Here is a 13256-nt window from a genome sequence, read left to right on the forward strand (position 1 = left end):
GGATATATTTATCCACTTATCACTCGTATTTAAGAAAATACAAAAACTTAAATTTTCTGTATTAACCAGAAAGTCTAAAATCTAAAATAATAGGGGCTGTCAATTGACAAAGGCCACTAAACTATTTGCAAATCTTGTGATTATCTGCTGATTTGAAGCCTAAATGACCAACGAAACTTACATGAACCATCCTAATTTTGGACTTTTATACAGGGTGTGCTTAGTTGAGGATAAGCAAGAATTGTTTACTACTCTCTATGCTCAACGCTTATTTTTTTTAGTAACTAATGGAATAGGTGGTATAAAATTTGAACCAGTCGGTCGCTCCGAGGCACGCTTAATAGTGGAAATTCGTCTCCGCCAGCTACGTCGCAATGGTCAAGTGGCTGATTACCAAAAACTCCAGCAAGTTCACAAAAATACTTTTCAATAATAACTGCTTTTAACTTCTAATTAATCTAAGAAACATAACATTGATTGGTCTTCCCATTCCCACTCCCCTTTAAAAGCTATCCCTTATAAGGATGTGGGGAGCAGGGGAGCAAGGAGCAGGGGAGAAGGGAGAAGGAGTATAGTATTGTTAGCAAAACTACTTAAATTTATCAAAAAAATGTATTTTTCAATGAACTTTTTCTCCTAAAAAAGACCCTGGCAGAATTTAACATAACTTGTATATTTTGTCAAGTTTGATGTTAAAGATGTTTATAAAGTATAGCTTTAAAAGCTAGAAGGAGGTGTGGGTATTTAACCAAAAAAAGAGGGTATGCGCCTCCCCTTTTAAGGGGATGAAAAGATAACAGTTCATTATTTCAATCCTCTGGGTTTCCGTTTGTCATGCTGCGCAAACAAACAGAGGTACTGATAACTGTTAACGTTTCGCTTTCCTACGGAATGCTAACGCAAACGCGACATGGAAAGCGGAGCATTCCGTAGGATAGCTCCTCTGTTAGCGCAGCTCCTCCGGAGGAGGCAAGAGGCAGTTCCGACCCAGGAGGCTAACTGTTAACTGAAATAACCAAAGTTATAATAAAAAATTCTCAAATCAAGAGATAAAATGGTTGAGTCGATTGCTGAACGTATTACAAACATCCGCTCTAACTTACCTGAGTCAGTACGGTTAATTGCCGTAACTAAACAGGTATCGGCTGATACTATTCGTACTGCTTATGCAGCAGGAATACGAGATTTTGGGGAAAATAGGGTTCAAGAAGCAGAAGCAAAGCAATCTCAACTACAAGATTTACAAGATATTACCTGGCATTTAATTGGCCACTTACAAAGTAACAAGGTAGTAAAAGCCTTAAAGCATTTTCAATGGATTCATTCCGTAGATAGCTTAAAACTGGCCAAACGCCTTGACAGTTTAGCAGAAGAATTATCTTCTAGTCCTAATATTTGCCTACAAGTTAAAATTTTGCCCGATCCTAACAAATATGGGTGGAGTATACCAGAATTAATGACTGACTTAACAGAGTTAAATCAATGTCAAAATCTGAAAATTAAAGGTTTAATGACTATTCCACCCCAAGGATTAGACGATTTACAAATCCTATCTGTATTTGAGAAAACCCAAGAGTTAGCTCAGGAAATTAGCCAAAAAAATTTGTCTAATCTAAAAATCCAGGAGCTGTCAATGGGAATGTCAGAAGATTATAATCTAGCCATATCTGCCGGTGCTACTATGGTGAGACTAGGTAGAACTTTATTTGGTGAGAGGATGATTAAATAAGCTGATATTATATCCAATACAACTTAAATAAAAATATAGTACACTACCAATCGGGTTAAGAGGCTTAAAGCATAAGTGGATTTATCCGTTATGTGGTGGGTTAACCAAATAATATGCCCAATTTTCATCTTTAGAGATGTCAAAATTAAGCCCTCTAGATTTTTCAATCTCAAGCATTTGGTAGATACACTCTCACTTGAATTTAGTCCAAGTGTATTTGTTAACAAATACTAATACTTGTTAACTAAATAGTATCGGAGAATTATAACAGTGAATAATCTTTTTTCCAAACTAAGAGATTTTGTCGGACTCAACGAACCAGTTGAGTACGAATATGATTACGATGAAATGGAAGGAGAACAGTATCAAAGCGTTTATCCTCCACAACAGCAACCTCCTGCTGCTGTACCTGTTGAAGAGGAAAGTCGGAGTAACCGCAGATTAAGAAATCGGGCCACTACTGCGACGGCAGCTAATGCTAGCACAGGTACTACTGGAGTTGTTACACAAGAATCTGGAATGGGATCATCAGTTATGAATAATGTAATTGGAATGCCAGGCGCTTTAAACGGAATGTCAGAAGTTGTGGTTCTTGAGCCACGGACTTTTGAAGAAATGCCTCAAGCAATTCGGGCCTTAAGGGAGCGTAAATCTGTGGTTTTAAATTTAACAATTATGGACCCAGACCAAGCTCAAAGAGCAGTGGACTTTGTAGCAGGGGGTACTTATGCTCTTGATGGTCATCAAGAACGCATCGGAGAAAGTATTTTTCTGTTTACACCAAGCTGTGTCCAAGTTAGAACTCAAGCAGGTGTAGTCAATGAAATGTCACAGACTCAACCGCGCCCTCGTGTGGGGACTTCTGGGTCTCAAGTTTGGCAACCTGAGCAAATTCAGATGATGCAATAGTGAAGGAACTTTGGGTATGGGGTTAAAATCATAAAGTAAAAATATAATTTCCTAGTAAAGTATATTTTTTATTTTCAAATAATATATCAGAAACTCCATTCCCAATTCCTAATTTATAATATTTTTTAAATTGAAAAATGGCAACTGCTAAGTTAGGTTTAATCGGTGGTGGGGTAATGGGAGAGGCTTTGTTATCCCGCCTAGTGCAACAAAAAGTTTATCAACCCTCAGAAATTTTAGTTAGTGACCCCCAGCAACAAAGGCGAGATTTTTTAGCACAAGAATATGGCGTAGAGGTAACTACGGATAATCACTTGGTGGTTACGAGTACGACGGAGGCTTTTTTACTAGCAGTTAAACCCCAAATATTTGATAGTGTTGTATCACAACTGGGAGACTGGCAGGTTGGTAGTCATGCGAAAACTTTACCTTTGCTAATTTCAATTATGGCAGGTGTGGGTTTGCAAAAGTTGGAAGCAGCTTTTCCAGGACAACCTGTAGTTAGAGTTATGCCTAATGCTCCAGCAACAGTAGGTGCAGGGATGAGCGCGATCGCTGCGGGGAAGAATGTGCAACCAGAACAAAAGCAGTTAGCTACTCGCATTTTTGAATCTGTAGGCCAGGTAGTGGAAGTACCAGAAACTTTAATGGATGCAGTTACAGCGGTATCTGGTTCTGGACCTGGTTATATAACAATTTTTATAGAATCATTGACAGATGGTGGTGTTTGTGCAGGTTTACCCAGAGCGATCGCTTACAAGTTGGCATTGCAAACTGTTCTGGGAACGGCGGTTTTATTACAGGAGTCGGGAATACACCCGGCACAGTTGAAAGACCGGGTGACAAGTCCTGGGGGAACAACTATTACTGGAATTGCTGAGTTAGAAAGTGCTGGTTTTCGCTCTGCTATTATCGAAGCTGTTTTGGCAGCAAAAGAAAGGTCTCAGGAGTTGGGAAATAGTTAATGAATTTAGGATTTAGAATTTAGAATTTAGAATTTAGACTAGACAGGGGAATTACGTCAATGCCCTAAAAATCGCTATAACCCTTGCTGATTATAGAACTTTCCTACAAGAAGATTTTATAACTAAAATATGCTATCATGTCATGTGAGCAGCAGAGCGTGATCAAAAAACTTTCTCCTTTTTATACTTTCTTTTTCCCTCTTCTCACCTGACTCCTGACTCCTGACTCCTCCCTTCTTAATTTATAACTATTCAACCCGACATACTATTACCGAATTATTAATAATTAAATAATTCTGGTTTAAAGCATCCCCTTGGATAGGGAAAAAAAAGTGCTCTTGAATTTCTTTATCTTCAATCAAGAACGGTTTTAACCAGAGGTAATTATCAATTATCCATTATCAATTATCCATTATCAATTATCCATTAATGAAAAGACAATTTCTGGATGAATTAACTCAAAACCTTCATCTCTCAATTTTTGATTTGATACCCTAGTATTAAAAAGGCGTGTTGAAGGGGTGGAAGCATCCCAATAAATCTTTCCTAAACCCTGATATTTGTGTAAACCATCAAGTAATTCTCGACTAGGTATTGGTACATTATTAACCAAATTGTAAATACCCTGCAACTGTTTCTCTCTAGCAAACTCTAACCCTCCCACAATATCATCTAAATTAATCCAGTTGGTAAAATGATCGCCACTACCAGGGCGAGTTTGACCTTCCCACCTACTAAAAATTTTCACTAACTCCCGGCCTGGACCGTAAATTCCCCCTAAACGTAGAACACACACTCGTTGTTGAGGAGTGGATGCAGATAATAACACCTGTTCAGTTTCATAGAGAATTTTTCCACTATCAGTCGCAGGGGTAACGGGGGAATTTTCATCTACCCACTCACCATTTTTGTCACCATAAACTGAGTAACTAGCTGTATAAATTATTTGCTGTACAGTTGGAGTTTTTTTCAAGGCAGTCACTAGAGTGTGGGCAGTTTCTAGATATGTTTGTTTGTACTCCATGCCAATATGAGAGCGAAAACCTACACTCAACAATACCACTTCTTGGTTTTGCAATACATCCTGCATGGCGCTAGAGTCATTGCCTTTCATTACTACTACTTGTGGTGTTATATTTTGTAATTCTGAAACTCGTTCTGGGGAGGTAGTAGTTACAGTTAATTGATGACCTTTCTGACTCCATAGTTTAGCAATTGTACTACCTACATAACCACAGCCAATAATTGCAATTTTCATTCTGTTTTTCCAAATATTACTTACTTTTGATACTATACCTGATTGAGTTAACATATAGTAATTTAACTATTAGCAGTTAGCTCTGCTGTTTGAATAGTAATATTATGTTTGGATAAACGCATTATAATAATTTTTTTGTTTGTAGTTGGGCTTTAGCCCATCATCTTTATCTTAGGGCTAAAGCCCAACTACCAGCTCAATAGTAATTCCTATTATAAAGAAAATTAGTTAATAAATAATGGCTGATAAGGCAGTTCCGACCCAGGAAGCTAGCTGATGAATGTTAGCTCCGCATGCCGCAGGAAATGCTGACAAAATTATATTTTTGACTATTGTTGTGCATTTTTAAGGTTGGTAAGGTAAATTTATTTTTGCTCTTTTTTTGTTTCCTATTTTCTCAAAATTGTAACTTTGTACCTAACTTATTATAATAATTGCTATAACAATTTTTGACTCTTAATTATAGGGAGATTTTTATTAGTATTATGAATATAGCAGGAAATTCAATTTATCAAGTGGGAGGAAGTTTGCCCCCAGATGCTCCGACTTATGTAACCAGACTTGCCGACGAACAACTTTATCAAGGTTTGAAAGCTGGTGAGTTTTGTTATGTATTGAACTGCCGTCAAATGGGTAAATCTAGCTTAAGAGTTAAAACTAGACAACGATTGGAAGTAGAAGGAATTGCTTGTGCAACTATTGATATTACAGAAGTTGGTACTTGGGAAGTTACTCCTGACCAATGGTATGCCGGAGTAATTGATAGTATTGTTAGTAGTTTAAATTTAGACGATTTTTTTGATATTGATGATTGGTGGTCGGTTACAAATAGACTCTCGAATGTCAAACGTTTTAGTAAGTTTATCAGAGATTTTTTGCTGCCTACTGTTAAGCAAAATATTGTGATTTTTATTGATGAAATTGATAGTACCCTCAGTCTACCTTTTAATATTGATGATTTTTTCGCCGTAATTCGAGATTGTTATAACAAAAGAGCAGATAATTCAGATTATCAAAGATTAACTTTTGTGATGATTGGTGTGGCAACTCCGGCAGATTTAATTAGGGATAAAAAACGCACTCCTTTTAATATTGGTATGCCTATAGAATTAACAGGTTTTAAAATCTCAGAAGTAGCTGCTTTGGGTAGAGGTTTGAGAGGCAAAAGTGCAAAAATTAATCAGTTATTAGAAGCTGTATTATTTTGGACAGGAGGTCAACCTTTTTTAACTCAAAAATTGTGCAATTTAATCCAGAAAAATGCGGATTTTATTCGGCAAAATAAAGAGGCAGAATGGCTAGAGAATTTAGTAGAAAAACAAATTCTGGAAAATTGGCGGATACATGACGACCCAGAACATTTAAAGACCATAAGCGATCGCCTTTTAGTTAATGAAAAACGGGCAAGTCGGTTATTAGGTTTGTATCAGAATATTTTGAATAGTGGAGGAGTTGTGGCAGATGATAGTTCCGAACAAATGGAACTGCGACTGACTGGTTTGGTAGTAAAATATGAAGGTAAATTGATAGTAGCTAACCGAATTTATCAGTCAGTATTTAATGCTATTTGGGTAGAGAAAGAATTAGCTACTTTGCGACCTTATTCAGAAGCTTTTGCTGCTTGGTTAGCTTCTGGTTATCAGGATGAGTCACGACTGTTGCGGGGTCAAGCTTTACAGGAAGCTCTAGCATGGGCAGCAGCTAAGAGTTTGAGCGAACAAGATTATCGGTTTTTAACGGCAAGTCAAGAACTAGATAAACAAGAAATGCAACAGACATTGGCAGCAGAAAGACAAGCAGCTCAAATATTGGCTGAAGCAAATCAGATATTAGAAGTATTACTCAAAAGTGCCTCATCAAAAACACTATTTCTCGCTGGTCAAGAGTTTGAGGCATTACTAGAAGCATTGAGGGCAGCCAAAATTCTCCAATCATTATCCAAATCAATTAGAACAAAAGCTGATGCTGAAATGCTGGTGGTGACAGCACTACATCAGGCAGTCTATGGAGTTAAAGAGCGTAATCGTTTGGAAGGACATAAAGATGGAGTAAATAGTGTTTGTTTCAACCCTAGTGGTACTTTGATTGCTTCTGGTAGCAGGGATAATTCTCTGAAAATTTGGAGTCTCAGTGGTAGAGAATTAAAAACTTTTACAGGACATAATGATCGTATCCATAGCATCTGTTTCCATCCTGATGGTCAGATACTTGCATCTGCGGGTTCTGACAGCACTATTAAACTCTGGAGTATTGATGGCACAGAATTACAAAGTTTTACAATAAGACATACCGATCTGATTAGCAGTATTAGTTTCAGTCCGGATGGTCAAACTCTTGCTTCTGGAAGTTTTGATAAAACTATTAAACTTTGGAGTTTAGATGGTAGAGAGTTACAAACTTTGATTGGACACAAAAATCGGGTCTCTAGCATCAGTTTTAGTCCAGATGGTCAAACTCTTGCATCTGCCAGTGGTGACAAAACTATCAAACTCTGGAGTTTAGATGGTAGGGAACTCAAAACCTTTATTGGGCACACTTATAACGTTAATAGCGTCAGTTTTAGTCCAGATGGTCAAACGATTGCATCTGGGAGTTCAGACACAACTATCAAACTCTGGAATTTAGATGGCAAAGAATTACAAACTTTTAGAGGTCACAGAGATTGGGTAAATACGGTTAGTTTTAGCCCTGATGGTCAGATACTTGCATCTGCTAGTGCAGACAAAATCATTAAATTCTGGAATATTAAGAAGGAAGTACAAACTTTCCGTGGTCACAGTAATAGAATTTATAGCCTCAGTTTTAGTCCAGATGGTCAGACTATTGCCTCTGCTTCTAGGGACAATACAATTAGGCTCTGGAGACTTAAAAGCACAGAACGAAATATTTTCAATGGGCATAGCAATGAGGTTAGTAATGTCAGTTTTAGCCCTGACGGTCAAACTATTGCTTCCGCTAGTTATGACAGCACTGTTAAACTTTGGAATATTGATGGCAGAGAACTGAAAACCCTTAATGGTCATACAGGTAGAATTTATAGTGTGAGTTTCAGCCCAACTCAAAAAATTATTGCTTCCGCTAGTGAAGATGAAACTATTAAACTCTGGAGTCTAGATGGTAAAGAATTGCAAACTTTTCAGGGACATAGAGAACGAGTTTATGATGTTAGTTTTAGCCCCGATGGTCAAACCCTTGCTTCTGCTAGTTACGATAGCACTGTTAAGCTCTGGAGTCTAGATGGTAAGGAACTACAAACTTTTGATGGACATAAAGATGCTGTCTTTAATGTTAGTTTTAGTCCAGATGGCAGAATAATTGCTTCTGTGAGTAAGGATGGTAGCATCAAACTTTGGCATTTGGATGGTCAGGAAGAACAAACTATTCAAGAATATGGGAATGCTGTGATTACAGTTACTTTCGATCCTACTGGGAAACTCCTTGCTACTGCTAGTGATGATGATACTATTAAGCTTTGGAGTCTTGAGGGAATTAAATTACAAACTTTTAAGGGGCATAGTCGTAGAATTTATAGCCTTTGTTTTAGCCCTGATGGTCAGATTCTTGCCTCTGCGAGTATGGATAGAACTATTAAACTTTGGAATCTTAATGGCAGGGAGTTACATACTTTTCAAGGGTATCCGCGTGGTCTCAATAGTATTTGTTTTAGTCCAGATGGTCAGATGATTGCCTCTGGAAGTACAGATGGCAAAGTAATTTTGTGGAATCTCAATCTAGAAAATCTTGTAAAACTCGGTTGTGAGTGGGTGGGAGATTATCTGCAAAATAATCCTAATGTTAGTCAGAGCGATCGCCACCTATGTGAAAATTTTTGATGTTCAATTCTGTAAATCAAAAATTGGAAATATCAATATGGCAAGAGTTTTAAGTTTATACTAAAATTTCTGGTGTTGATGATTTTAGCTATGATTTTTCTGGCATTGTAGAAACCGGGTTTGTATTAGATGCCGATGCCTTACTACATCTGTCTCCAACAAACCCGGTTTCTTATAACATGCTCCTTAGATTTCATAGCTCAATTAACCAACGCCAAATTTCTGAATATTTATTTCAATAAATCAGCAAACAAATGCTATTTCGACAACTAATAGACCCAATAACAAGCACCTATACTTATCTATTCGCTGATGAGGCAAATAAAACAGCAGTGTTAATTGATCCTGTTTTTGAACAGGTCGAACGAGACTTGCAATTATTAACAGAATTAGGATTACAACTAGACTATTGCTTGGAAACACACATTCATGCAGACCATATTACAGGAACTGGTCAACTAAAGACAGTCACGGGATGTTTAGGTGTTGTGCCAAAAAACGCTCAAGTGACTTGTGCCGATCGCTTTATGGAAGATCGAGAAATATTGGAAGTAGGAGAAATTCAAATTCAGGCGATCGCTACTCCCGGTCATACAGACTGCCATTTAGCCTATTTAGTAAACAACAAATACCTACTTACAGGAGACTCACTATTGATTAGAGGTTGTGGTCGGACAGATTTTCAAGGGGGAGATGCAGGAGTCTTATATGATGTAGTCACTCAAAAGTTATTTACCCTTCCCGATGATACTTTAGTTTATCCTGGTCACGACTACAAAGGTCAGACTGTTTCTACCATTGGGGAAGAAAAACAATTTAATCCTCGTTTTGTCGGTCGCGATCGCTTGAATTTTATTCAATTTATGGCCACCTTAAATTTGCCTTATCCAAAAAAAATGGCAGAAGCTGTGCCAGCGAATCAAAACTGTGGTAAAATTACCGATGATTTAGATTTGGTAGTCCTGCATAGTAATGGTAAATAGGAATAAGCAATGCCTAGCACGGGAGCAAGATGCTCCCACTGCCATGCCTCGTAACAAAAATAATTACAATGCACCACCACCTTAGATTTAAAGCCTCGCCCTTTATAGTGGCTCATTACTGAAACTGAATAATTGGACAGGGGTTAGCGTAACAATTAGAGCTACTATTATTAATTGTTTTACCAAACATGATATAAGTTATATTTGTAGTAAATCACTTTAAAGATGTCACAAATAGTTTCAAACTTTAAATGTGAAATAATTTCCTGAAATTACTGCATAGTCAAAGTTGTTAGCCTATAAAATCTTGCTTTTAACTTTTGACTTTTAACTTTTTATTTCCGTGAAACGGTATTACTCATGTTAGTTTGGATTATTGGTCATTTCTTAGCAGTCGCTATTGGCATTAGTCTAGGATTAATGGGTGGTGGTGGTTCTATGTTGGCAATTCCAGTTTTAATCTATGTTATGGGATTGGATGCCAAAGAAGCTATTGCCATGAGTTTTGTGGTGGTGGGTATAGTAAGTTCAATAGGACTTATTCCTCATTGGCTAGAGAGAAATGTCAACTTCAAAGTTGCCATAATTTTTACTCCTCCTGCAATGTTGGGGGCTTTTTTAGGGGCACGTCTCGCTTCACTACCACTTATTACAGATACTATTCAACTGATTGTTTTTGCCATAATGATGCTAGTTGCCAGCGTGTCAATGATTTGGGGTCAGCTAAATCAGTTGCAGAATGAATTACCACATTCACCTCAAAATCATGGGTTGTTGATGATGCTGGAAGGATTAGGGATAGGAACTGTAACAGGTTTTGTAGGTATTGGTGGAGGTTTTGTAATTATTCCGACCTTGGTGCTTTTGGGTGGAGTTCCGATGAAGGAAGCGATCGGTACGTCGTTACTGATTATTGCTTTTAAGTCAGTAACAGGGTTTGCAGGTTATTTAGACCAAGTGGTTTTGAATTTTTCTTTAATTGCTTCTTTTACACTTGCAGCAGGAGTTGGTACTGTTAGTGGTGCTTATTTAACTAAGTTGATTAAGCCCAAACAACTTAAGAAGGGATTTGGTTTTTTTGTGCTTGCTATAGCAGTTTTGATTTTAACTCAACGTTTGATTTCTGATTTAGGATGATATAGCCAGCACTTACGAAAAGACGAGATATTCTGGCCTTTACAAGGTTTAATAGTTATTCAAAAAGCTCTAAGTATTAAGTATTAGTCCAATTTAACTTGCTCAAATAACTTCACAAAACAAGTTGTTAATAAGTAAAAAAAAGTGTTATTATAGTAGTTTGGCAGAATATTGTAAGAATCACTGCCAAGGTTGAGTTAGGGTGACAATTAACTATGACAACACAAGTATTGCCTCAAGTCAATAGCCTTGGAGATTGGGCATCTTTAGCCTTTGAAAAGCATTTTCAGAAAACTCTAAAACATGAACCAGAGGTACTAAAAGATCGAGATCCAGAGGAACTCCATCAAATGCGGGTAGGTATGCGTCGTTTGCGCTCTGCTGCTCAAGGTTTTGGACCTGTTGTAGCTTTACCAAAAGCTGCTCAAGATCAAAAGATTGGTAAAATTGCTCGTTGTTTAGGTGGTTTAAGGGATTTAGATGTGCTTTTAGAAGCTCTAGAAAATCGCTATAAACCAAATTTACCTACTCTAGAACAAATTGAGCTGGATAAGGCTATGCAGCAGTTGCGAAAACAGCGTCGCCACGCTTTTAAAAAAGTAAGGGCAATACTTGGAGATAAGAGTTATCTAATGTTGAAACAGAAATTGCAGGAATGGTTAGATAGCCCAATTTATACAGATATTTCTCAACTACCAATTCAAGAAGTATTGCCAGATTTGTTATTACCTGAAATTAGTAAATTATTTCTTCATCCAGGCTGGTTAGTAGGGGTAGAAAAAGAGGATTTAGAAACAAGTGATAATCAGGATTTTTTGCTACAAAAAACGAATTCCAAATATCAAGTTGTGAAAATTAATAATGATACCTCTGCTATAAATNAAATTAGTAAATTATTTCTTCATCCAGGCTGGTTAGTAGGGGTAGAAAAAGAGGATTTAGAAACAAGTGATAATCAGGATTTTTTGCTACAAAAAACGAATTCCAAATATCAAGTTGTGAAAATTAATAATGATACCTCTGCTATAAATATTAGTGATGCTGAGGAAGAAAACCTACATAGTTTGCGTAAAGAAGTGAAGCGGGTTCGTTACCAGATGAGTTTGTTTACTGAATTTTACGGTTCAACTTATGAGGCTTATTTAAGAGATATGAAGGAACTCCAAGAATATCTTGGTGATATTCAGGATAGTGCAGTTTTAAGAGAATTTCTGGAAAAGATATTGCAATCTAACATTGACAAAATTCTGCCCAACTTGGCAAAGCAACTTAAACAAAGTCGGGAGCAAGCGTTGCGAAAATGGCAAGTTTTGCAAAGACGATATCTTAATATTCAAGTTCGACAAAATTTCCGTTCAGAATTATTGCGACCTGTAACATAAGTTTAGACGAGTATAGAACCCCTGAAGGGATCTATTTAAAATTATAGATTGAGAGTAGGGGTAGGGACGTTGCATGCAACGTCCCGACGGGAGTGTGGGGAGATGGGGAGATGGGGTGTATTAGATATCTCCCACTCATCCCATCATCAAATCAATTATTACCCATTTTTTATCAATTATAGCGCTAGGGAATAGGGAATAGGGAATAGGGAACAGGGAACAGTAGACTGTTAAAGGGTTCCATGATTTATAACTGCCCTAACCTGAATGGGTAGTGCTATACTTCTCCACCAGGACCTATTTTCTGGAGATACGGTTAGGGCTTCTATATATCTATGGTATNAGGGAATAGGGAATAGGGAACAGGGAACAGTAGACTGTTAAAGGGTTCCATGATTTATAACTGCCCTAACCTGAATGGGTAGTGCTATACTTCTCCACCAGGACCTATTTTCTGGAGATACGGTTAGGGCTTCTATATATCTATGGTATTATGAAGTATCAAAGTGTGCCCCTCAAGAAGCATTAAGAGATTTAGACAGAGCATTTAAAAACTTTTTGACTATTCCTCAACGTGGATTTCCCAAGTTTAAGAAAAAAGGAAAAAAAGGTAGTTTTTATCTAGAAGGAAGTATTAAAATTCTGAAAGGAAACTATATCAAATTACCCAGAATAGGAATAGTAAAAACTTACGAAATCTTACCTTCTGTACCAGTTAAAAATGTGAGAATCTCAAAGCGTGCGGGTAATTGGTATATAAGTTTTAAATATGATGAGAGACCAACTCCTACTGCTAAACAAGGAGATATTATTGGTGTAGATGTAGGTATAAACGCTCTAGCAACTTGTAGTGATGGAACAACCTACCCTAATGTCAAAGCTTACAAACAAGCTAAAAAATAATTAAGTCGTTATCAACGCCGTGTCAACGAAAAGGAGCTTGGCTCTAAAAACAGAGTCAAAGCTATCAAAAAACTAGCAATATTGCACAAGAAAGTAGCAGATATTAGAGCAGATGCACTACATAAACTGACAACATGGGCGAGCTTTGAACCACAGC

General features: G+C 37.3%; 10 protein-coding genes and 2 pseudogenes. 11 read left to right on the forward strand and 1 reads right to left on the reverse strand.

The features are described from left to right. Positions 1-163: 163 nt before the first annotated feature. The 4 genes from pipX (at position 164) to proC (ending at position 3603) form a co-directional block, all read left to right on the forward strand. The gene (gene pipX, locus AFK68_RS29915) at positions 164-433 is read left to right on the forward strand and encodes a transcriptional coactivator PipX (protein ID WP_094677555.1); all 270 of its coding nucleotides are present in this window, start codon (positions 164-166) and stop codon (positions 431-433) included. Positions 434-1054: 621 nt separating this feature from the next. Then, the gene (locus AFK68_RS29920) at positions 1055-1729 is read left to right on the forward strand and encodes a YggS family pyridoxal phosphate-dependent enzyme (protein ID WP_094677557.1); all 675 of its coding nucleotides are present in this window, start codon (positions 1055-1057) and stop codon (positions 1727-1729) included. Between the two features lie 270 nt (positions 1730-1999). Continuing rightward, positions 2000-2638, forward strand: a complete 639-nt coding sequence (locus tag AFK68_RS29925) for a cell division protein SepF (RefSeq protein ID WP_094677559.1) — start codon at positions 2000-2002, stop codon at positions 2636-2638. A gap of 137 nt (positions 2639-2775) precedes the next feature. Beyond that, positions 2776-3603 (forward strand): pyrroline-5-carboxylate reductase, encoded by an 828-nt coding sequence (gene proC / locus AFK68_RS29930; protein WP_094677561.1) that lies wholly within the window; start codon positions 2776-2778, stop codon positions 3601-3603. A 415-nt stretch (positions 3604-4018) separates the two neighbouring features. Here proC and AFK68_RS29935 read toward each other — a convergent pair whose 3' ends face one another. Then, the gene (locus AFK68_RS29935) at positions 4019-4861 is read right to left on the reverse strand and encodes an SDR family oxidoreductase (RefSeq protein ID WP_094677573.1); all 843 of its coding nucleotides are present in this window, start codon (positions 4859-4861) and stop codon (positions 4019-4021) included. 485 nt (positions 4862-5346) lie between these two features. Between AFK68_RS29935 and AFK68_RS29940 the strand changes: the two genes are divergently transcribed. The 7 genes and pseudogenes from AFK68_RS29940 to AFK68_RS46970 all read left to right on the forward strand — a co-directional run. Beyond that, positions 5347-8694 carry an AAA-like domain-containing protein gene (locus tag AFK68_RS29940; protein WP_094677563.1) on the forward strand — a complete coding sequence of 1116 codons (3348 nt, stop codon included), beginning with the start codon at positions 5347-5349 and terminating at the stop codon, positions 8692-8694. A gap of 254 nt (positions 8695-8948) precedes the next feature. Continuing rightward, entirely contained in the window at positions 8949-9677 is a 729-nt protein-coding gene (locus tag AFK68_RS29945) for an MBL fold metallo-hydrolase (RefSeq protein ID WP_094677565.1), read from the forward strand. A 360-nt stretch (positions 9678-10037) separates the two neighbouring features. Beyond that, positions 10038-10814 (forward strand): sulfite exporter TauE/SafE family protein, encoded by a 777-nt coding sequence (locus AFK68_RS29950; protein WP_094677567.1) that lies wholly within the window; start codon positions 10038-10040, stop codon positions 10812-10814. 215 nt (positions 10815-11029) lie between these two features. Beyond that, a partial coding sequence (locus tag AFK68_RS40195) for a CHAD domain-containing protein (RefSeq protein ID WP_210407691.1) occupies positions 11030-11695 on the forward strand: 666 nt, incomplete at its 3' end. A 1-nt stretch (position 11696) separates the two neighbouring features. Next, positions 11697-12196: pseudogene (locus AFK68_RS42845) on the forward strand (CHAD domain-containing protein); the annotation flags it as partial. 417 nt (positions 12197-12613) lie between these two features. Next, on the forward strand, positions 12614-13099 hold the full coding sequence (locus AFK68_RS29960; protein ID WP_094677571.1) for a hypothetical protein: 486 nt from the start codon (positions 12614-12616) through the stop codon (positions 13097-13099). A gap of 12 nt (positions 13100-13111) precedes the next feature. Then, positions 13112-13256: pseudogene (locus AFK68_RS46970) on the forward strand (RNA-guided endonuclease TnpB family protein); the annotation flags it as partial.

Source organism: Hydrocoleum sp. CS-953, from assembly GCF_002260545.1.
GTDB lineage: Bacteria > Cyanobacteriota > Cyanobacteriia > Cyanobacteriales > Microcoleaceae > Trichodesmium.